Origin of the sequence: Streptomyces sp. NPDC058685 (assembly GCF_042714725.1) — a bacterium.
In the GTDB taxonomy this organism is placed as follows: domain Bacteria; phylum Actinomycetota; class Actinomycetes; order Streptomycetales; family Streptomycetaceae; genus Streptomyces.
On sequence record NZ_JBHXSL010000038.1, the window covers coordinates 673 to 20,799 of the forward strand.

At 69.4% G+C, this 20,127-nt stretch carries 23 protein-coding genes and 1 tRNA gene; 8 read left to right on the forward strand and 16 right to left on the reverse strand.

What is annotated here, in order from left to right; translation table 11 throughout:
• Positions 1-110: 110 nt before the first annotated feature.
• Together ACFWU3_RS25900 and ACFWU3_RS25905 are read right to left on the reverse strand one after the other, a co-directional pair.
• Complete coding sequence (locus ACFWU3_RS25900) at positions 111-467, reverse strand: co-chaperone GroES (RefSeq protein WP_313946124.1); 357 nt, start codon at positions 465-467, stop codon at positions 111-113.
• Between the two features lie 43 nt (positions 468-510).
• The gene (locus ACFWU3_RS25905) at positions 511-831 is read right to left on the reverse strand and encodes a DUF3618 domain-containing protein (protein ID WP_313946123.1); all 321 of its coding nucleotides are present in this window, start codon (positions 829-831) and stop codon (positions 511-513) included.
• A gap of 126 nt (positions 832-957) precedes the next feature.
• Here ACFWU3_RS25905 and bcp point away from each other — a divergent pair, with 126 nt between their 5' ends.
• From bcp to ACFWU3_RS25925, 4 genes are all read left to right on the forward strand, one after another.
• Complete coding sequence (gene bcp / locus ACFWU3_RS25910; protein ID WP_384442175.1) at positions 958-1,425, forward strand: thioredoxin-dependent thiol peroxidase; 468 nt, start codon at positions 958-960, stop codon at positions 1,423-1,425.
• A 138-nt stretch (positions 1,426-1,563) separates the two neighbouring features.
• Positions 1,564-3,060: a glycine betaine/L-proline transporter ProP gene (gene proP / locus ACFWU3_RS25915; protein ID WP_384442178.1), complete on the forward strand. Its 1,497-nt coding sequence runs from the start codon at positions 1,564-1,566 to the stop codon at positions 3,058-3,060.
• A gap of 188 nt (positions 3,061-3,248) precedes the next feature.
• A complete protein-coding gene (locus tag ACFWU3_RS25920) occupies positions 3,249-4,250 on the forward strand; it encodes an HNH endonuclease signature motif containing protein (RefSeq protein ID WP_384442181.1) in 1,002 nt (333 codons plus the stop codon).
• Between the two features lie 49 nt (positions 4,251-4,299).
• Positions 4,300-4,385: transfer RNA gene (locus ACFWU3_RS25925), tRNA-Leu, on the forward strand.
• A gap of 81 nt (positions 4,386-4,466) precedes the next feature.
• Here the strand turns inward: ACFWU3_RS25925 and rdgB are convergent.
• The 4 genes from rdgB to ACFWU3_RS25945 all read right to left on the reverse strand — a co-directional run bounded on the left by rdgB (position 4,467) and on the right by ACFWU3_RS25945 (position 6,623).
• The gene (gene rdgB, locus ACFWU3_RS25930; RefSeq protein WP_313946119.1) at positions 4,467-5,069 is read right to left on the reverse strand and encodes an RdgB/HAM1 family non-canonical purine NTP pyrophosphatase; all 603 of its coding nucleotides are present in this window, start codon (positions 5,067-5,069) and stop codon (positions 4,467-4,469) included.
• Positions 5,070-5,077: 8 nt separating this feature from the next.
• Positions 5,078-5,464 (reverse strand): hypothetical protein, encoded by a 387-nt coding sequence (locus ACFWU3_RS25935; RefSeq protein ID WP_384442184.1) that lies wholly within the window; start codon positions 5,462-5,464, stop codon positions 5,078-5,080.
• Positions 5,465-5,568: 104 nt separating this feature from the next.
• Positions 5,569-6,303, reverse strand: a complete 735-nt coding sequence (rph, locus tag ACFWU3_RS25940) for a ribonuclease PH (RefSeq protein WP_384442187.1) — start codon at positions 6,301-6,303, stop codon at positions 5,569-5,571.
• A gap of 86 nt (positions 6,304-6,389) precedes the next feature.
• A complete protein-coding gene (locus tag ACFWU3_RS25945) occupies positions 6,390-6,623 on the reverse strand; it encodes a PTS glucose/sucrose transporter subunit IIB (RefSeq protein WP_313946116.1) in 234 nt (77 codons plus the stop codon).
• A 240-nt stretch (positions 6,624-6,863) separates the two neighbouring features.
• On the opposite strand from ACFWU3_RS25945, the gene ACFWU3_RS25950 reads away from it, so the two are divergent.
• Both ACFWU3_RS25950 and ACFWU3_RS25955 read left to right on the forward strand, forming a co-directional pair.
• The gene (locus ACFWU3_RS25950; RefSeq protein ID WP_384442190.1) at positions 6,864-8,123 is read left to right on the forward strand and encodes a PTS transporter subunit EIIC; all 1,260 of its coding nucleotides are present in this window, start codon (positions 6,864-6,866) and stop codon (positions 8,121-8,123) included.
• 284 nt (positions 8,124-8,407) lie between these two features.
• Positions 8,408-9,676 carry a PTS transporter subunit EIIC gene (locus tag ACFWU3_RS25955; RefSeq protein WP_327683847.1) on the forward strand — a complete coding sequence of 423 codons (1,269 nt, stop codon included), beginning with the start codon at positions 8,408-8,410 and terminating at the stop codon, positions 9,674-9,676.
• A 79-nt stretch (positions 9,677-9,755) separates the two neighbouring features.
• Here ACFWU3_RS25955 and ACFWU3_RS25960 read toward each other — a convergent pair whose 3' ends face one another.
• From ACFWU3_RS25960 to ACFWU3_RS25970, 3 genes are all read right to left on the reverse strand, one after another.
• Positions 9,756-10,178: a universal stress protein gene (locus ACFWU3_RS25960; RefSeq protein ID WP_384442193.1), complete on the reverse strand. Its 423-nt coding sequence runs from the start codon at positions 10,176-10,178 to the stop codon at positions 9,756-9,758.
• A gap of 1 nt (position 10,179) precedes the next feature.
• Complete coding sequence (locus tag ACFWU3_RS25965) at positions 10,180-11,688, reverse strand: APC family permease (protein WP_384442196.1); 1,509 nt, start codon at positions 11,686-11,688, stop codon at positions 10,180-10,182.
• A 123-nt stretch (positions 11,689-11,811) separates the two neighbouring features.
• Positions 11,812-12,564 carry an MBL fold metallo-hydrolase gene (locus tag ACFWU3_RS25970; protein WP_384442198.1) on the reverse strand — a complete coding sequence of 251 codons (753 nt, stop codon included), beginning with the start codon at positions 12,562-12,564 and terminating at the stop codon, positions 11,812-11,814.
• 641 nt (positions 12,565-13,205) lie between these two features.
• On the opposite strand from ACFWU3_RS25970, the gene ACFWU3_RS25975 reads away from it, so the two are divergent.
• The gene (locus tag ACFWU3_RS25975) at positions 13,206-13,667 is read left to right on the forward strand and encodes a type II toxin-antitoxin system PemK/MazF family toxin (RefSeq protein ID WP_384442201.1); all 462 of its coding nucleotides are present in this window, start codon (positions 13,206-13,208) and stop codon (positions 13,665-13,667) included.
• Between the two features lie 28 nt (positions 13,668-13,695).
• Here the strand turns inward: ACFWU3_RS25975 and ACFWU3_RS25980 are convergent, their stop codons facing one another.
• The 7 genes from ACFWU3_RS25980 to clpS form a co-directional block, all read right to left on the reverse strand.
• Positions 13,696-14,646, reverse strand: coding sequence for a cysteine synthase (locus ACFWU3_RS25980; protein WP_313946109.1), 951 nt, complete (start codon positions 14,644-14,646; stop codon positions 13,696-13,698).
• Positions 14,646-14,978 carry a MoaD/ThiS family protein gene (locus tag ACFWU3_RS25985; protein ID WP_384442205.1) on the reverse strand — a complete coding sequence of 111 codons (333 nt, stop codon included), beginning with the start codon at positions 14,976-14,978 and terminating at the stop codon, positions 14,646-14,648. The genes ACFWU3_RS25980 and ACFWU3_RS25985 overlap by 1 nt, the downstream gene beginning before the upstream one ends.
• A 107-nt stretch (positions 14,979-15,085) precedes the next feature.
• On the reverse strand, positions 15,086-15,202 hold the full coding sequence (locus ACFWU3_RS25990; protein ID WP_384442208.1) for a putative leader peptide: 117 nt from the start codon (positions 15,200-15,202) through the stop codon (positions 15,086-15,088).
• Between the two features lie 120 nt (positions 15,203-15,322).
• Complete coding sequence (locus tag ACFWU3_RS25995; protein ID WP_313946106.1) at positions 15,323-15,745, reverse strand: M67 family metallopeptidase; 423 nt, start codon at positions 15,743-15,745, stop codon at positions 15,323-15,325.
• A gap of 119 nt (positions 15,746-15,864) precedes the next feature.
• Positions 15,865-17,307, reverse strand: coding sequence for an amino acid permease (locus ACFWU3_RS26000; protein WP_384442211.1), 1,443 nt, complete (start codon positions 17,305-17,307; stop codon positions 15,865-15,867).
• A gap of 394 nt (positions 17,308-17,701) precedes the next feature.
• The gene (locus ACFWU3_RS26005; protein WP_384442214.1) at positions 17,702-18,295 is read right to left on the reverse strand and encodes a DUF2017 domain-containing protein; all 594 of its coding nucleotides are present in this window, start codon (positions 18,293-18,295) and stop codon (positions 17,702-17,704) included.
• Positions 18,295-18,609 (reverse strand): ATP-dependent Clp protease adapter ClpS, encoded by a 315-nt coding sequence (clpS, locus tag ACFWU3_RS26010; RefSeq protein WP_313946103.1) that lies wholly within the window; start codon positions 18,607-18,609, stop codon positions 18,295-18,297. Before clpS ends, ACFWU3_RS26005 begins: the two co-directional genes overlap by 1 nt.
• A 162-nt stretch (positions 18,610-18,771) precedes the next feature.
• Here clpS and ACFWU3_RS26015 point away from each other — a divergent pair, with 162 nt between their 5' ends.
• Positions 18,772-20,100 (forward strand): nicotinate phosphoribosyltransferase, encoded by a 1,329-nt coding sequence (locus tag ACFWU3_RS26015; protein WP_384442217.1) that lies wholly within the window; start codon positions 18,772-18,774, stop codon positions 20,098-20,100.
• Positions 20,101-20,127: the final 27 nt, after the last annotated feature.

Below are 20,127 nucleotides of genomic sequence, written 5' to 3' on the forward strand. Positions count from 1 at the left end.
TCTTCGGGTTGGGGGGGGTGGTCACCCCCTCCCTACTGGCGCTGGGGGGGGGGGGGGGCCCCGCCCCCCCCGGCCCTCTCGACGCCACAGAACCGTGCGGCTCGGCAGAGTTACAGGTAGAGCCCGGTGGAGTCCTCGGAGCCCTGGAAGCGGTCGGCCGCCACCGCGTGCAGATCCCGCTCGCGCATCAGTACGTACGCCACACCCCGCACCTCGACCTCGGCACGGTCCTCGGGGTCGTACAGCACCCGGTCGCCCGGCTCCACGGTCCGTACGTTCTGCCCGACCGTCACCACCTCGGCCCACGCGAGGCGCCGGCCGACCGCCGCGGTCGCCGGGATGACGATGCCACCGCTGGAACGCCGCTCGCCCTCCGGGATGTCGGTCCGCACCAGTACGCGGTCGTGCAGCATCCGGATGGGCAGCTTGTCGTGCTGCTGGCTGGGCTCATGGCTGTTGGCGCTCACACCTCGAACCTACCTGTCCGGGGCCGATTCGTACGCCCGAGGGTCACCCGCGGCGCCTGCGCGCGGACAGGGTGAGCAGTCCCACCAGGCCCACGACCACCACGGCCACCGGAACGAGCCGCTCCAGGCGGGGTGCGCCGTCCTCGCGGACGAACTGCGCCCGCACGTCGAACACCGTACGGTTCACCGCCACGAAGGCGCGTCCGGCAGTCCGGTCCACCGTGGAGGCAACCTTCGCCTTCGCGTCGCCGATGACCGTCTTCGGGTGCACTCGCACACCGATCTCGTCCAGCGTCTCGGCAAGCTGGTCGCGCCGGCGGACGATGTCCGCCTCGATCTGCGCAGGGGTCCTCGCGTCCGACACCGCGCTGCCTCCGTCGTCGTGTCCGGTAGTCCTTCCTCGACAGTCTGTCAGCTCGGCGGCCCCCGCACCCCACGGCACCCCCATTACGCTCGACGGCGTACATCCGCACGCCTTCCGAGGAGAACCATGAGCGAGCGACTCCAGCCCGGCGACCCCGCACCCGACTTCACCCTGCCCGACGCCGACGGCAACGAGGTCTCGCTGGCGGCGCACAAGGGCCGGAAAGTGATCGTCTACTTCTACCCGGCGGCGCTCACCCCCGGCTGCACCAAGCAGGCCTGCGACTTCACCGACAACCTGGAGCTGCTGACGGGCGCGGGATACGACGTCATCGGCGTGTCGCCGGACAAGCCGGAGAAGCTCGCGAAGTTCCGCGAGAAGGAGAGCCTGAAGGTCACGCTGGTGGGCGATCCGTCGAAGGAGACTCTGGAGGCGTACGGCGCCTTCGGCGAGAAGAAGCTGTACGGCAAGACCGTGACCGGGGTCATCCGCTCGACGATCGTCGTCGACGAGGAGGGCAAGGTCGAGCGCGCGCTCTACAACGTCAAGGCCACCGGCCATGTCGCAAAGATCATCAAGGATCTCGGCATCTGAGATCCCCGCTCCGGCCGGCACCTGTGTGACCGAGGTCCCCGTCACAGGGGGCCTCGGTTTCAGGCCGCCCCGGTTTGCAGGCGCCACGATCGAGAAGGTGTTCTTCTGGACTTCAGCACCCAGGAGAGGAACCCGTTCATGGCGGCCACCGGCCCGGAGACACCGGTCGATCCCCAGGCGGTCAGACGCCACCGGATACTTTTCCGCACCATCGCCAAGCGGAAGAACCCCAAGCTCAGGCGTACGGACATCACCGTCACCGACGAGGCGGCGGTCAAGCGGGCCACGAAGGCGGCGTCGCTCGGCAACGCCATGGAGTGGTTCGACTTCGGGATCTACAGCTATCTGGCAGTGACCCTGGGGCATGTCTTCTTCCCCTCCGAGAACGACACCGCGCAGCTGCTGTCCTCCTTCGCGACCTTCGCCGTCGCCTTCCTCGTGCGACCGCTGGGCGGCATGTTCTTCGGCCCGATGGGCGACCGGATCGGGCGCAAGAAGGTCCTCGCACTGACGATGATCCTCATGGCGATCGGCACGCTCGCGATCGGCCTGATCCCCTCGTACGCCTCCATCGGCTTCTGGGCCCCGGTCCTGCTGATCTTCTTCCGGCTGGTGCAGGGCTTCTCCACCGGCGGTGAGTACGGCGGCGCCTCCACGTTCATCGCGGAGTACGCGCCCGACAAGCGCCGGGGGTACTTCGGCAGCTTCCTGGAGTTCGGCACGCTCGCGGGCTACGTGGGCGCGGCGGGCCTGGTGACGCTTCTGACGGCCTGGCTCGGCTCGGACACCATGGAGGCATGGGGCTGGCGCCTGCCGTTCCTGGTGGCGGGCCCGCTCGGCCTGGTCGGTCTGTATCTGCGGCTGAGGCTGGACGAGACACCGGCGTTCAAGAAGCTGGAGGACGAGAGCGCGCACGCGTCGGAGGCCGCGGACACGATCGAGACCTCGACGAAGGACGACCTCGCCAAGATCTTCAGGGACTACTGGCCGACGCTGATCCTGTGCATCGCGCTGGTCGGCGCGTACAACGTCACGGACTACATGCTGCTGTCGTACATGCCGACGTACCTGTCGGACGAACTCGGCTACAGCGAGACCCACGGACTGCTGATCCTGCTGGGCGTCATGGTCCTGCTGATGCTGATGATCAACCACGTGGGCAAGCTGAGCGACCGCTTCGGCCGCAAGCCGCTGCTGATGGCGGGCATGCTCGGCTTCCTCGTGCTCTCGCTCCCCGCGTTCCTGCTGATCGGCCAGGGCAGCATCCCGGCGATCATCGCGGGCATGCTGATGCTGGGCCTGTCGCTGCTCTGCCTGCTCGGCACGATGTCCGCGGCGCTCCCGGCGCTGTTCCCCACCCCGGTCCGCTACGGCTCCCTGTCGGTCGGCTACAACCTGTCGGCGTCCCTCTTCGGCGGGACGACCCCGCTGGTGATCACGGCGCTGATCAGTGTCACGGGCAGCAATCTGATGCCGGCGTACTACTCGATGGCCGCGGCGCTGGTGGGTGTGATCGCGGTGGCGTGCATGAAGGAGACGGCCCAGAAGCCCCTGGACGGCTCGCCTCCGGCGGTGGGCACGAAGGAGGAGGCGGCGGAACTGGTCCACGCGCAGGTGGCGGAGCCGAAGTTCTGACCTGCTGACGGGGACCACGTGGCTGAGGAAGGGCCCGCACCGGGACGACGGGGTGCGGGCCCTTCTGTGTGCGCGTCTGTCTTCCGCTCTGCGTGCCCGTGGCTCTTCCGCGACCGGGTGTGACTCTCCGACCGGCGGTTCGTTGATCAGTGCGAGGGGCGAACGGACAGCCGGATCGGGGAGGGGCGATGGCAGTGAGGTACACACGGGAACTACTCGCGGAGGCGGTCGCCGCGACATACGGTTGGGCGTCACTGATGCGGCACCTGGGGCTCAAGGAGAGCGGCGGTCAGCGGCGGGTCCTTCAGGAGAAGGTCGCTGAACTGGGCCTGGACACCAGCCACTTCAGCAGGCGCAGCGTCTGGCGCAAGTACCCGGACGAAGCCATAGCCGCGGCAGTGGCGTCGTCGGGCACGCTGCGTGAGGTGGTGTGCAAGCTCGGCATCACCCCCGCCCCCGGTGCGATGACGCACATCGGACGGCGCATCGACTCCGCCGGGATCGACATCAGCCACTTCAAGGGCGTGGGCCGCCGGCCGGTGGACCTGTCCTGCACGTTCGATGAACTGACCGACGCCGCCCGCAGCAGCGGGAGCATCCGCGACCTGACCCGGAAACTCGGCGTACCGGACGACCGCCGGACCCGCGCGGCCCTGGGCCGCCGGCTCAAGGAACAGGGCATCGACACCGATCACTTCCGCCATGCGCGCGTCGTCGTCCCGGACGAGGCGGTGCGGGCGGCTGTGCCGAAGGCGACCGGCTACGCCGAGGTGATGCGCCTTCTGGGCCTGACCGTGAACGCCACGAACCACCGGCGGCTACGGCGTACGGTCGCCCGGATCGGGCTCGACACATCCCACTTCGCACGGCGCCCCTGGGCCTCGGGGCGTCCGGCGGCGCCTCGCCGTGTCGCACCGGAGGTGCTGCGCGTCGGCGCTGCCGGTTCCGCGCGGGTGACCAGGGAGCGGCTGCACCGGGCGCTTCAGGAGATCGGCGTCCCCTACCGGTGTGTGTCGTGCGGCAACCCGGGCGAGTGGCTCGGGCGGCCGGTCACCCTCCAGATCGATCACATCAGCGGGGACTGGCTCGACAACCGCGCCGCGAACCTCCGTTACCTCTGCCCGAACTGCCACGCACTGACCGACACATGGTGCCGCGGCCGCGGGAGGAAACGCCCGGTTCGCGCCTGAATCTCGGTGTCCTGTGAAGCCGCGGGCCGGTTACCATGGCAGGCGGCTCGCGGCGGTGGCGCAGGTGGTTGACGCAGCAGACTTAGGATCTGTGGCCCGTGAAACGGCTTGAGGGTTCGAATCCCTTCCGCCGCACCCTGAACGGCCTGTGAATCACGCTGATTCACAGGCCGTTTCTCTGTCCGGCCTGTCCGGTCTGTCCGGGCGGCCGGGAGGTCAGCCCAGCAGCTCCCGCACCACCGGCACCAGTGCCCGGAACGCCTTGCCCCGGTGGCTGATCGCGTTCTTCTCGGCCGGGGTCAGTTCCGCGCACGTACGCGTCTCGCCCTCCGGCTGGAGGATCGGGTCGTAGCCGAAGCCGCCCGTGCCCTGCGGGGTGTCGCGCAGCGTGCCGCGCAGTTGGCCCTCGACCACCCGTTCCGTGCCGTCGGGCAGCGCGAGCGCCGCCGCGCAGGCGAAGTGGGCGCCCCGGTGTGCGGGGGCGATGTCGGAGAGCTGGGCCAGCAGCAGGCGGAGGTTGGCGGCGTCGTCGCCGTGGGTGCCCGCCCAGCGGGCGGAGAAGATGCCGGGGGCGCCGCCGAGGACGTCGACGCAGAGTCCCGAGTCGTCGGCGACGGCCGGCAGGCCGGTGGCCCGCGCCAGTGCGTGGGCCTTGAGCAGGGCGTTCTCGGCGAAGGTGACGCCGGTTTCCCTGACGTCCGGGATGTCGGGGTACGCATCCGCGCCGACGAGGTCGTGTGGCAGACCCGCGTCGGCGAGGATGGCCCTGAGTTCGGTGATCTTCCCGGCGTTGCGGGTGGCGAGGATGAGACGCGTCATGCCCCCGATTATCCGGGCGTGCAGACCTTGCCGATCTCGGCGGCCGCGTCGGTGACCGGTGTGATGTCCGGAGTGGCGTCGCCGCCCTCGATCGCCTTGCGGACGTTGCCGACCCCGGTGCCGAGGTCGTCGACGGCCTTGCTCAGGTCGGCGTTGTCCGTCTTGTCGCCGAGGCTGTCGAGTTCCCTGTCGATGTCGTCGAGTGCCTCGCGCGCCTGGGTGGGGTCGTTGGCGGCGGTGGAGACGGCCTTCTGGAGCTTGTCCACGCTGGTGGCGATGGCGTCGGCCGTCTCGACGCAGTCGAGAGCCTTGTCGAGTGCGCTGCAGCCGACGGTGATCGGTATGACCAGTGCGGCGGTGGCGAGTGTGAGTGCGATGCGGCGGCGCGCAAGCATGGAACGGTCCCTCCCCGGATACGGCCGGGCGCACGGTTCGGCCCGTGCGCCCGTGACTTCAACGACGCCCAGGAGGGCGTTCTTGGTTGCTTCTTTACTCTGCTTTACTCAGCGGTCCGATCGAGCGCCGTGCGCTGGAGCGCCGCGAGGTCGGCGCAGCCGCCGGTGGCGAGGTCGAGCAGGGCGTTGAGCTCCTTGCGGTCGAACGGCTCGGCCTCGGCGGTGCCCTGCACCTCGACGAAGCGGCCGTCGCCGGTGCAGACGACGTTCATGTCGGTCTCGGCGCGCACATCCTCCTCGTAGCAGAGGTCGAGGAGCGGGGTGCCGTCCACGATGCCGACGCTGACGGCGGCGACGGTGCCGGTGAGCGGCTGCCGGCCGGCTTTCACCAGCTTCTTGCCCTGGGCCCAGGTGACGGCGTCGGCGAGGGCGACGTATGCCCCGGTGATCGCCGCGGTGCGGGTACCGCCGTCGGCCTGGAGGACGTCGCAGTCGAGGACGATGGTGTTCTCGCCGAGGGCCTTGTAGTCGATGACGGCGCGCAGCGAGCGGCCGATGAGCCGGCTGATCTCGTGGGTGCGGCCGCCGATCTTGCCGCGTACGGATTCGCGGTCGCCACGGGTGTTGGTGGAGCGCGGGAGCATCGAGTACTCGGCGGTGACCCAGCCTTCGCCGCTGCCCTTGCGCCAGCGGGGCACGCCTTCGGTGACCGAGGCGGTGCAGAAGACCTTGGTGTCGCCGAAGGAGACGAGGACGGAGCCCTCGGCGTGCTTGCTCCATCCGCGCTCGATGGTGACCGGGCGGAGCTGTTCGGGGGTGCGGCCGTCGATTCGAGACATGCCGCTGAGCCTATCGGTCGCGCGGGAGGGCCCCGTTCCGGGCGGAACGGGGCCCTCTGCGTGCGGTGCCGACCGGGGTCAGCGGGTCACATCATGTCTTCGATGTCGGCGGCGATGGGGTCGGCGTCGGTGCCGATGACGACCTGGATCGCGGTGCCCATCTTGACGACACCGTGTGCGCCGGCGGCCTTGAGCGCGACCTCGTCGACCTTGGCCGGGTCGATGACCTCGGTGCGGAGACGGGTGATGCAGCCCTCGATCTCCTCGATGTTCTCGATCCCGCCGAGCCCGGCGACGATCTTCTCAGCCTTGCTGGCCATGTCTTCTCCCTGCGTTCGAAGAGCGCCCGCACAGGCACTCAGCGCTGCCCCGGCCCGCCATCGGTCCGTTTTGTCACGGTAACGCACGGTTGGCCCATCTTCACGGGCGAGTAACCGGGACGTACCGAAAGATGACGATCACCGGCGCCCTGTCCCGAGACCGGGCGCCGGGGTCGTACGCGACTGGTCTACACCAGTCTGCAACACCTGCCAAATACAGCATGTTCCAGGAGGACGCCGATGAGCACCGGGAGTGCGGCAGCACCTCAGCGCAACTGGTGGAACGGACTGTTCCAGGGCCTCCAGAAGGTCGGCCGGAGTCTTCAGCTCCCGGTGGCCGTCCTGCCCGCTGCCGGTCTGCTCGTCAGCCTCGGCAATCTCTTCGGCGCCTATCTGCACGGCGACTTCTGGGTGAAGACGGCCAAGGTCCTCACTCTCGGCGGCACCGCGATCCTGGACGGCGCCTTCGGTCTGCCGCTGCTGTTCTGCATCGGTGTGGCCATCGGTTTCGCGAAGAAGGCCGACGGCTCGACGGCACTGGCCGCGGTCGCCGGGTTTCTCGTCTACTTCGGCGTCCTGAAGGCGTTCCCCGTCGACGGCTCGGTCACCGAGCTGCTCCCGGACGGCAAGCCGCAGAATCCCGGCGTCCTCGGCGGCATCCTGATCGGCCTGCTGACCGCGGTCGTCTGGCAGCGCTACCACCGCAAGAAGCTCGTCGACTGGCTCGGCTTCTTCAACGGCCGCCGGCTCGTGCCGATCATCATGGCCTTCATCTGCTGCATCCTGGGCGTGGTGTTCGGTCTGCTGTGGGAGCCCGTCGGTGACGCGCTGACCGCGTTCGCGAAACAGCTGATCGACCTCGGCGCCTGGGGCGCCGGCATCTTCGGCGTCGCCAACCGGCTGCTCATCCCGATCGGCATGCACCAGTTCCTGAACACGTTCTTCTGGTTCCAGGCCGGTGAGTTCACCAAGCCGGACGGCACGGTGGTGCAGGGCGACCTGACGCGGTTCTTCGCCGAGGACCCGTCGGCGGGCCAGTTCATGTCGGGCTTCTTCCCGATCATGATGTTCGGCCTGCCGGCCGCGGCGCTCGCGATGACCCACTGCGCCAAGCCGGAGCACCGCAAGCGGGTGGCGGGCCTGATGTTCTCGGTCGGACTCACCTCGTTCGTCACGGGCGTGACCGAGCCGATCGAGTTCTCCTTCATGTTCGCGGCACCGCTGCTCTACGGCCTGCACGCGCTGCTGACCGGTGCGTCCATGGCGATCACCTGGGCGCTCGGGGTGCATGCGGGCTTCAGCTTCTCGGCGGGTCTGATCGACTACATCGTCAACTGGCATCTGGATACGAAGCCCTGGCTCATCCTGCCGATCGGCGCCTGCTTCGCGGTGGTCTACTACGTCGTCTTCCGGGTGGTGATCACGGTCTTCGACATCCCCACTCCGGGGCGTGAGCCGGAGGAGCTCCAGGAGGAGATGGATCAGGAGACGACCAAGTAGCTGCGCCGGGCGGCCCGGCACAGCTCCGCCGGGGCGGCCCGGCCCCTGGCAGGAATTGACACAGAAGACCCCTGGACCACCCGGTCCGGGGGTCTTCGGCATGACTTCTCACGGTATGAACCTGGCCACAGAATTCGCAGGTTCCTTATCTATCCTTCACGTGCTACAACAGGTCTACACCACTCAGTGGTGTAGACCACGCGGCGGTCGCCGCGGCCCCCTCGAGACGCCGTCCATCCCCGTTTTCCCTGCCCGGCGGCGCCTTGCTCTCCTGGAGGAAGTTGATGTCCACGGCTAGCGCCGCCCCCGAGGCGGACAAGAAGAAACTGGGCGCCGGCGCGATGGCTGTCATGCAGCGCATCGGCCGCAGCCTGATGCTGCCGGTCGCGGTGCTGCCCGCAGCGGCGCTCCTGGTCCGGTTCGGCCAGCCCGACATGCTGGGCAAGGAGTCCTTCCCGACCTTCATCACCAAGATCGCCGGTTATATGTCGGCCGGTGGCGGCGCCCTGCTCGACAACATGCCGCTGCTCTTCGCCGTCGGCATCGCGATCGGTTTCGCCAAGAAGTCGGACGGCTCCACTGCGCTCGCCGCTGTCGCCGGTTACCTCGTCTTCAAGAACGTGCTGGCCACGTTCACCGACCCGAACCTCGACAAGGTCGCCAAGGTCGTCGACGGCAAGATAGTCATGACCGAGGCCCCGGTGGACGCCAAGGTTCTCGGCGGCGTGGTCATGGGCATCGTTGTCGCGCTGCTCTACCAGCGCTTCTACCGCACCAAGCTGCCCGACTGGGCGGGCTTCTTCGGCGGCCGCCGCCTCGTACCGATCCTGTCCGCCTTCGCGGGTCTCGTCGTCGGCATCCTCTTCGGTCTCATCTGGCCGGTCCTCGGCACCGGTCTGCACAACTTCGGTGAGTGGCTGGTCGGTTCGGGCGCGGTCGGGGCGGGCATCTTCGGTGTCGCCAACCGTGCGCTGATCCCGATCGGCATGCACCACCTGCTCAACTCCTTCCCGTGGTTCCAGGCCGGTACGTACGAGGGCAAGAGCGGTGACATCGCGCGCTTCCTCGCCGGCGACCCGAGCGCCGGACAGTTCATGACCGGCTTCTTCCCGATCATGATGTTCGCCCTCCCGGCGGCCTGCCTCGCGATCGTGCACTGTGCCCGCCCGGAGCGGCGCAAGGTCGTCGGCGGCATGATGTTCTCGCTCGCGCTCACCTCGTTCGTCACCGGCGTCACCGAGCCGATCGAGTTCACCTTCATGTTCATCGCCCCGGTGCTGTACGCCCTGCACGCGGTGCTGACCGGTGTCTCCATGGCGCTGACCTGGGCGCTCGGCATGAAGGACGGCTTCGGCTTCTCGGCCGGCGCGGTCGACTTCTTCCTGAACCTCGGCATCGCGTCCAACCCGTGGGGTCTGGCCCTGGTGGGCCTCGCCTTCGCGGCGGTCTACTACGTGGTCTTCCGCTTCGCGATCACCAAGTTCAACCTGCCGACGCCGGGCCGTGAGTCCGACGAGGAGCTGGCGGAACTCCAGAAGGCCGAGGCGAAGTAGCCCTCACGCGCGAACGCCGCGTCCGAAACGGCGGAGCCCGTGCCCTCCAGGAGAGGGCACGGGCTCCGTCGCGTTCCGCTCAGCCCGCCGCCGGCGCCGGTACGCACAGCACCGGGATCGACGACAGGTGCAGCAGCTTGTGCGGCGTCGAGCCGAGCAGCGCGCCGCGCATGGGGCTCTCGGCGTAGGTGCCGACCACGATCACCCGCGCCTCGTGCTTCGCCGCCGCCTCCAGCAGGGCCTCGGAGGGTTTGGCGTCGATGATCTCGACGGTGGTGGGCACTCCGGCCTCGTCCGCCGCGTCCACCGCGTGCTCGAGCGCCGTGCGGCCCAGTTCCCGCAGCGCGTCCCGATGGGCCCGGTACTCGTCCCCCATGTGGCCCGGCACCGCGGCGCCGTAGACCAGGACGAGGGATTCGCCGAACGCCGCCGACACCTCGATCGCCACGTTCAGCGCGCGGACCGCGCCCGGCGACTCGTCGTATCCGAGGACGACAGACATGTCAGGACTCCTTGCCCGCGCGAACCACGGCCGGGTCGCACACACCGGGCCGCTCGCGCCAGAACTCGGCGGACGTCAGGCGCCGGGCGACCATGATGAGCACGCCGACGAGGAGGATGCCGATGCCGATGACGAGGGGCGGTCCGAGCCCGAACCAGGAGACTCCGCTGTAGGAGTTCGCCGGGTCGGCCATGTCACCGATCGACTCCACGAGCAGCCAGGCCAGCAGGGCGGCACCGACGAGCGGGCCCACGCCGATGAGGAAGAAGTTGCGGACGCTCTCGGTGAGGTGGCGGCGGTAGTAGACGGCGCAGGCCAGCCCGGTCAGCGCGTAGTAGAACGCGATGAGCAGCGACAGCGCGGTGAGCGAGTCGAAGAGCGCGTTCTCGCTGATCAGGTTGACGACGACGTACCAGAGTCCGGCCACGACTGCGACGGCCCAGGTGGCCACGTGCGGGGTGTGGAAGCGCGGGTGGATGCGCGCGAACACGGACGGCAGCGCGTGCCTGCGGGCCATCGACAGGGCCGTGCGCGACGAGGGGATGATCGTCGTCTGCGTACTGGCGAGGGCGGAGGTGGCGACCGCCAGGAGCACGATCCAGTCCCAGCCGCCCATGACCTCGCCGGCGAGCAGACCGAAGATGAACTCCTCCTCGCCGGCGTTCTCGGCCAGGAAGGCCGGGCCCGCGTAGGCCACGACCGCGATGCCGACGGACAGGTACGACACCAGCAGCACGATCGTCGACCAGATGCCCGCCCGGCCCGGGGCGCTGGCGGAGTCCTCGACCTCTTCGGTGAGGTTGACCGCCGACTCCCAGCCCCAGTACATGAAGACGCCCAGCAGCAGACCGCCGGTCAGCGCGGCGCCGCCCGCGCCGAAGGGGTCGAGCCAGGAGAGTTTCGGCTCGATGGAGGGCAGGGAGGCGGTGCCGGCGTAGACGCGGTAGAGCGCGACGATCGCGAAGGCGAGCAGACAGGCGATCTGGGCGAGGATCAGCACGTTCTGCACGCGGGCCGATGCCTCGGTGCCGATGACGCATACGGCCGTCATCACGACGATCAGCAGCACGGTGAGCAGTTGGCGTACGACTTCGTTGTCCGCCCAGCTGTCGAGTCCGACGGCGAGCAGCCCGAAGCCGATGGCGACGTCGGCGAGCGATCCGACGACCAGCACACCGGTCATCATGATCGCCCAGCCGCCGATCCAGCCGGCCCACGGGCCCATGGCACGGGTGACCCAGGAGAACGTGGTGCCGCAGTCCTGGTCGACCTTGTTGAGATAGAAGAAGGCCGATGCGATCAGCAGCATCGGCACGAAGGAGGCGAGGATCACGCCGGGGGCGTAGATGCCCACGAGGGCCACGACGGGGCCGATGACGGCCGCGAGCGAGTAGGCCGGTGAGGTGGAGTTGATTCCGATGACGAGCGCGTCGACGAAGCCGATCGCGTTGTGCTTCAGGTCAGCTTCCGGGCTGGGCTGCGGGCGTCTGTCCGCGACGTCATCGGCCATGTTTCCTCACAGATCAGGCGATGTGTCCGATCATATGTGATTTTAGAGCGTAGGCCCGGGATCGACCTGTCGGCCAGATGTCGTGCACGCCGGAACGTCCACGACACGGCCTCCCGCCGGCTCCTACAGGTGGTAGACGGCCCCGGGCACCGCGATCTCGCTCGGGCCGCTGAAGACCGCGCGGGCGTCGGCCAGATTCCGCTCGCCGTCCGTCCACGGGGGAATGTGCGTCAGCACCAGCCGGCCCGCGTTCGCCCGCTGCGCGTGCGCGCCCGCCTCACGCCCGTTGAGGTGGAGGTCGGGAACGTCCTCCTTGCCGTGCGTGAAGGAGGCCTCGCACAGGAACAGGTCGGCGCCGTCGGCGAGTTGGTGCAGCGGCTCGCAGACTCCGGTGTCGCCGGAGTACGTCAGCGTCTTGCCGTCGTGCTCCAGCCGGATGCCGTACGCCTCGACCGGGTGGGCCACACGTTCCGTACGGACCGAGAACGGTCCCAGCTCGAAGGTGCCCGCCTTGAGCGTGTGGAAGTCGAAGACCTCGCTCATGGAGGACTTCGACGGGGTGTCGGCGTAGGCGGTGGTCAGCCGCTGCTCGGTGCCTTCGGGTCCGTAGACGGGGATGGCCTCGCAGCGACCGCCCTCATGCCGGTAGTACCGGGCCACGAAGTACCCGCACATGTCGATGCAGTGGTCGGCGTGGAGATGGCTGAGGAAGATGGCGTCGAGGTCGTACAGACCGATGTGGCGCTGCAGCTCGCCGAGGGCGCCGTTGCCCATGTCGAGGAGCAGCCGGAAGCCGTCGGCCTCTACGAGGTAGCTCGAGCAGGCCGATTCCGCGGACGGGAACGACCCCGAGCAGCCGACGACGGTGAGCTTCATGGAGCTTGAACCTCCGTTGACGAGGAGGGCTGGGGGCGGGTCGTGCGGTCTGTCGAGCGTAAGGCGCGAAAGGGCGGGTCGCTCCTCCAGAGAGGGGGGTTGTGGGGGAACTCACCTGCGCTGTCACCGGTTCGGGGGTGCGGGCGGCTGTGGCGAGGTGGGCCGGGGGCGTTGGTGGTACCGCCCGGTGGTCACCGGGCATGGGCCGACAGCGGGTGCGGGCAGCTGTGGCCGAGCCGGGCCGGGGGCGTCGGTGGTACCGGCCGGTGGTCACCGGGCATGGGCCGACAGCGGGTGCGGGCGGCTGTGGCCGAGGTGAGCCGGGGGCGTCGGTGGTAACCGCCGGTGGTCACCGAGCATGGGCCGACAGCGGGTGCGGGCAGCTGCGGCCGGGTCGGGCCGGGGGCGTCGGTGGTAACCGCCGGTGGTCACCGGGCATGGGCCGACAGCGGGTGCGGGCGGCTGTGGCCGAGGCGGGCCGGGGGCGTCGGTGGTACCGGCCGGTGGTCACCGGGCATGGGCCGACAGCGGGTGCGGGCGGCTGTGGCGGGGCGGGGCCCGTGGTCGCAGCGCCTGCGCTGAAGGCGGGTGCGGGCCCGGGTGCGGGACCTCGGGGCAGCAGGCCGGTAGCCTTCCGGGGCATGGATACGTCTTGGTGGCTCGCAGTCGCCGCCGTCGTCGTGATCGCGCTGGTCGCCGCGGTGGCCGACGGGTACGGGCGCGGCCCGCGGCGGCCCGCCGGGCGCACCCGGCCGCCCGGGCGGCCCACCGGCCCCCGGCGCGGGACGAAGCACAAGCCGCAGCCCGGTGAGATCTGGTGGGCGGACGTTCCCTACGAGGACGGGCCCGGCTCCAAGGACCGGCCGTGCCTCGTGCTGTCGGTGCGCGGCGGCACCGCCCAGGTCGCCAAGATCACCAGCAAGTACCACGACGAGCGCCCGGGCGTGATCTCCCTGCCGCCCGGCACGGTGGGCGACGCGCAGGGCCGCCCCAGCTTCCTGGAGACGGACGAGCTGCGGGCGGTCGAGGTGTGGGAGTTCCGCCGGAGGGTCGGGGTGGTGGACCCGACCGTGTGGGACCAGGTCCGTCACCTGTCGGCATGACCCGCGGGCCCGCGGGTCCGTACCGGCGTCAGGCCCAGAGCTGGCCCTGGAGCGTCTCGATCGCTTCCTCCGTCGTGGCAGCCGTGTAGACACCCGTCGACAGGTACTTCCAGCCGCCGTCCGCGACGACGAAGACGATGTCCGCCTGCTCGCCCGCCTTCACCGCCTTCTTGCCGACGCCGATCGCCGCGTGCAGCGCCGCTCCGGTGGAGACTCCCGCGAAAATGCCTTCCTGCTGGAGGAGTTCACGGGTGCGGGTGACCGCGTCCGCCGAGCCGACCGAGAAACGGGTCGTCAGGACGGACGCGTCGTAGAGCTCGGGGACGAAGCCCTCGTCGAGGTTCCGCAGCCCGTAGACCAGGTCGTCGTAGCGCGGCTCCGCGGCGACGATGCGGATGCCCGGCACCTGCTCGCGCAGATAGCGGCCGACGCCCATCAGCGTGCCGGTCGTGCCGAGGCCGGCGACGAAGTGGGTGATGGACGGCAGGTCCGCGAGGATCTCGGGACCGGTCGTCGCGTAGTGGGCGCCGGCGTTGTCGGGGTTGCCGTACTGGTAGAGCATCACCCAGGTCGGGTTCTCCTCGGCGATCCCCTTGGCCACGCGGACCGCCGTGTTGGAGCCGCCCGCCGCGGGGGACGAGATGATCTCCGCACCCCACATGGCGAGCAGCTGCCGCCGCTCCTCGCTCGTGTTCTCGGGCATCACGCAGACGATGCGGTAGCCCTTGAGCCGCGCCGCCATCGCCAGGGAGATGCCCGTGTTCCCGGACGTCGGCTCCAGGATGGTGCACCCCGGGGTGAGCCGGCCGTCCTTCTCCGCCTGCTCGATCATGTGGAGCGCGGGGCGGTCCTTGATCGAGCCGGTCGGATTGCGGTCCTCCAGCTTGGCCCAGATCCGCACGTCGTCCGAGGGCGACAGTCGCGGGAGGCGGACCAGCGGGGTGTTGCCGACCGCGGCGAGCGGGGAGTCGTAACGCATCAGCGCATGCCCGCCTGGCGCGAGGCCATCACCTCGGCGGGACGCTGCTGCGCGGCGGCGGAGCCTCCGGCCACGGCGGGCAGGATCGTGACGCTGTCGCCGTCCGCGAGCTTGGTGGAGATGCCGTCGAGGAAGCGCACGTCCTCGTCGTTCAGGTACACGTTCACGAAGCGGCGGAGCTGGTCGCCGTCGACGATGCGCTCCCTGATGCCGTTGTGCCGGGACTCGAGGTCGGCGAAGAGATCGGCGAGCGTGTCTCCGCTGCCCTCGACGGCCTTGGCGCCGTCGGTGTAGGTGCGGAGGATGGTCGGGATGCGGACCTCGATGGCCATGGCGTGGGCTCCTGTCGGGAGTGAGGCTTGGGGGCGCGCGGCTCTGCCCCCGCGCGAGGGGTTCGGTGCTGGGGTGCGCTCGGGCCGTGGGGCCGGTGGGCCGTCGGTCAGGACGCGGCGCAGGCCGTACACATCGCGCTGGCGAGGCGGCACAGGTCGACGTGCAGCCGCGCCACGAGCAGCAGGGTGCTCGGCGTCTTGTCGCTCACGTCTGAGGGAACCATGCGGTCATCGTATCGATTCCCCCTCCGTGCCCCGGAGGGGGATCTCGTATCCTGGACGCATCCGGCTCACGATGTGGTCAGACGGAGGAACCGGTGGCCGCTGCCGCGCCGGTCGCGGGCTCAGTAGGCCTCGACGACCTTGACGTCCTCCTCGGTCACTTCGCCGTCCACGATGCGGAACGAGCGGAACTGGAAGGGCCCCGCGGCCTCCGCGTCGGCGGTGGAGACCAGGACATAGTGGGCGCCGGGCTCGTTCGCGTAGCTGATGTCCGTACGCGACGGATAGGCCTCGGTCGCGGTGTGCGAGTGGTAGATGATCACCGGCTCTTCGTCCCGGTCGTCCAGGTCGCGGTAGAGCTTCAGCAGGTCCGTGGAGTCGAACTCGTAGAAGGTGGGCGAGCGGGCCGCGTTCAGCATCGGGATGAAGCGCTCGGGGCGGCCGCTGCCCTCGGGCCCGGCGACGACCCCGCACGCCTCGTCGGGGTGGTCGGCGCGTGCGTGCTCGACGATCCGGTCGAACAGGGCCTGGGTGATGGTCAGCATGAGCGACAGGATAAGCAGACGGGCCGACCCGTACCGAGGAGTGGTACGGGTCGGCCCGGATGCTGGACCTACGAGGGGCGGACCGGCAGGAGGACCTGGCGCCGTTCCCTGCGGAGCCTCTAGCGCTCCACGTCCTTCTTCGTCGTGTCGCGCTTCGTGAACGCCGCCCCCTCGGGGTTGCGTCCCTTCAGCACCAGGTAGGAGACGCCCAGGATCAGCGCCCACAGCGGCGCGCAGTACAGCGAGATCCGCGCGTCCTTGTCGACACCCATCATCACGATGACCATGCCGATGAAGGCGAGGGCGAACCAGCTGGTCCAGGGGGCGCCGGGCGCCTTGAAGGTGGACTGCGGCAGCTCACCGCGGTCGGCCTTGGCGCGGTAGCGGATCTGGCTGACCAGGATCATGATCCAGGCCCACATGCCGGAGATGGTGGCGAAGGAGACGACGTAGTTGAACGCGTCGCCGGGCCACTGGTAGTTGATCCAGACGCCGACCAGCATCAGCGCGGCGGAGAAGGTGGTTCCGGCCAGCGGGATGCCGCTCTTGGTCAGCCGCGTGAAGAACGCCGGGCCCTGGCCGTTGAGCGCGAGGTCGCGCAGCATCCGGCCGGTGGAGTACATGCCCGAGTTGCAGGAGGACAGGGCCGCGGTCAGGACCACGAAGTTGACGATCGCGGCGCCGACGCCGAGGCCCATCCGCTCGAACGCGGCGACGAAGGGCGAGACGCCCGGCTCGAACGCGGTCCACGGCACGACCGAGAGGATCATGATCAGCGCGCCGACGTAGAAGACGCCGATACGCCACGGGACGGTGTTGATCGCCTTGGGGAGGGTCTTCTCCGGGTCCTTGGACTCGCCGGCGGTGACGCCGACCAGCTCGACCGCGAGGAAGGCGAACATCACGATCTGCAGCGTCATCAGCGTGCCGCCGATGCCCTTGGGGAAGAACCCGCCCTCGGACCACAGGTGCGTCATGGAGGCGGTGTCGCCGGCGTCGGAGAAGCCGATCGTCAGCACGCCGGCGCAGATCAGGATCATGCCGATGATGGCCGTCACCTTGACCATGGAGAACCAGAACTCCAGCTCACCGAAGAGCTTCACCGAGATCAGGTTCGCGCCGTACAGGATGATCGTGAAGACCAGTGCGGAGAGCCATTGCGGGATGTCCCACCAGTACGTCATGTACGTGGCTGCCGCGGTGACTTCCGTGATGCCGGTGACGACCCAGAAGAGCCAGTACGTCCAGCCGGTCACGAAGCCCGCGAAGGGACCCACGAATTCGCGGGCGTACTCGGCGAACGAGCCCGAGACGGGGCGGTACATGAGCAGTTCGCCCAGCGCCCGCATGATGAAGAAGATGACCAGGCCGGCGATCGCGTAGGCCAGGATGAGGCTCGGTCCGGCCTTGGAAATGGCCTTGCCGGCGCCCAGGAAGAGGCCGGTGCCGATGGCTCCGCCGATCGCGATCATCTGGATCTGCCGAGCACCCAGTCCTCGCTGGTAGCCCTGGTCGGCGGCGTCTTCGCCGCCGTGCTTCTTGTCGACCTGCACCGAGGTCATGGTGATGCGCCCTTTCTCCATGCTGACCGCGCCCGCTGCGTCGCGCGGCTGCGGATCAGGTCCTGATCCCCCCGGATGTGGATGGAGTGCTACCGGCGATCTGCCGGCCCCAGCGCCCCCGGGAACATGGGTGGCGCCCCCGGCGGTCCGGAAGATTTATCACGACCGCAACGTTGATCGACCGCAGCGAGTGTGGCGCAGAGCACAGGTAGAAGGGGACAAAACTCCCCCGAAATCGCAAAGCACGAAGGCTTGGTGACACGATCGTTATCCGGATTTGAGTGTCCGTTGAGCGAACGGAATCCGACGGGAGCATGACAGAAAGCAGGCCCGGAAACGCGGGCCGGGACGGGCCCGGTCCAGGCGCCGGAAACCTGGCTCCGGCGCGCGGACCTCAGCGCATCAGCGTCTCGACGAGCGTCTCCTGGAGCACCCCGAGCCAGAGGTACGCCATGACCATCGGCTTGCGCGGATCGTCGGCCGGCAGCCGGTAGAGCTCGTTGTTCTCGTCCTCGTCGCCGACCTCGAGCCGGGTGCCGATGGTCAGACGCAGGTCGTTCAGCGCCCCGAGCCAGCGCGCACAGTCGTCCGGGCCGAGCTTCAGCACGGCTCCGCCTTCGCCGCCGGCGCTGAGCGCGTCGAGGCAGCGGACGACACAGAGCGCGTCGTCCCGCTTGCGGGAGCGCAGGTCGTTCTCCGTGAAGCGCCTGAACTCGGCGGAGGCGGCGCGCAGTTCCTCGTCCTGCTCGTCCGCGTCCGGCCCGGTGTAGCCGTCGGGGAACAGTCGCGCCAGCGCGGGGTCGGCGGGCGGTTCGCTCGGCCCTTCGGCGAACATCGCGGCGAGCGGGTCCTCGCCCTCGACCGGTTCGTCGCCGGGGCCGATCAGCTCCAGCATCTGGACGGCGAGGGAGCGCAGGATGGAGATCTCGACCTCGTCGAGCGGGACGGCCGCGCCGCCGCCGGGGATCGACTCGAAGTGGCCCGCCATCAGTTGCGGTCCTGGGAGAGCGTCGCCCACAGCCCGTATCCGTGCATGGCCTGCACGTCGCGTTCCATCTCCTCGCGGCTGCCGCTGGAGACCACGGCCCGTCCCTTGTGGTGCACGTCGAGCATCAGCTTGTGCGCCTTGTCCTTGGAATAGCCGAAATAGGCCTGGAAGACATAGGTGACGTAGCTCATCAGATTGACCGGGTCGTTGTGGACCAGCGTCACCCAGGGCACATCCGGCTCGGGAACGGCGAAGGTCTCCTCCGCCGATTCGGGGCGTTCGATCTCTGTAGGAGCAACACTCACCCGGTCCATGCTGCCACCCGCAGGGGCCCATCGCACAAACGGGCCTCACATCTCGTCACTCTGACGAGATGTGCGCTACGCTCACGTCATGGCTGCGTCACCCGGGGGGCGACCCCCGGCACCCGGTCGGTCCGACCGGCAGCCCGGACAAGAAGTGTGAGGTTGACCGTCGTGAACACTGCGGACCTTGGCCTGCCGGTGGATGTGCCCTCGACAGCGCTCTTCACGGACCAGTACGAGCTCACGATGCTGCAGGCCGCGCTCCGGTCCGGCACGGCCGGGCGCCGCTCGGTCTTCGAGGCCTTCACCCGCAGACTGCCCGAGGGGCGGCGCTACGGCGTGGTCGCCGGTACCGGCCGGGTGCTCGACGCCGTGGAGAACTTCCGCTTCGACCCGGGTGTGCTCGGCTTTCTGCGGGAGCAGCGGATCGTCGACGAGCCGACGCTCGAATGGCTCGCCTCGTACCGCTTCACCGGCGACATCTGGGGCTACCCCGAGGGCGAGGTGTACTTCCCGGGCTCGCCGATCCTGCGGGTGGAGGGCTCCTTCGCCGAGTGCGTCGTGCTGGAGACCGTGATCCTGTCGATCCTCAACCACGACTCGGCGATCGCCGCCGCTGCCTCCCGGATGTCGTCGGCGGCGGGCGGGCGGGGGCTCATCGAGATGGGCGCGCGGCGTACGCACGAGCTGGCCGCGGTGGCCTCGGCGCGCGCCGCGTACGTGGGCGGCTTCGACTCCACGTCCGACCTGGCCGCCGGGTTCCGCTACGCGATCCCGACGGTGGGCACCAGCGCGCACGCCTTCACCCTGCTCCACGACAACGAGCGCGACGCCTTCCAGGCCCAGGTCGACTCACTCGGACGAGGGACGACGCTGCTCGTCGACACCTACGACGTGGCGGAGGCCGTGCGGACCGCCGTGGAGATCGCCGGGCCGGAACTGGGCGCCGTCCGTATCGACTCCGGCGATCTGCTGCTGGTCGCGCACCGGGTGCGGCAGCAGCTCGACGACCTGGGCGCACGCGAGACCAGAATCGTGGTCACCTCCGATCTCGACGAGTACGCGATCGCCTCGCTGGCGGCGGCGCCGGTGGACGCCTACGGGGTGGGCACGCAGCTGGTCACCGGCAGCGGGCACCCCACCTGCTCGATGGTCTACAAGATCGTCGCCCGCGCGCAGTCGTCCGATCCGCAGGCCCCGCTCCAGTCCGTGGCGAAGAAGTCGATGGGCGCGAAGTCCTCGCGGGGCGGGCGCAAATGGGCCGCGCGCCGGCTGGACGCCGAGGGTGTGGCGGAGGCGGAGGTCATCGGCGTCGGTCCGGTCCCGGCCGAACTCGCCGACCACCAGCTCCAGATCGAGCTGGTCAAGGGCGGCACGGTGGTGGCACGCGAGCCGCTCGACGCGGCACGGGACCGGCACCGGGCCGCGCGGTCCGGGCTGCCGATGTCGGCGATCCAGCTGTCCAAGGGAGAGCCCGTCCTGCCGACGGAGTACGTATGAACGCAGCGTGAAGCCCTCTCCCGCTGA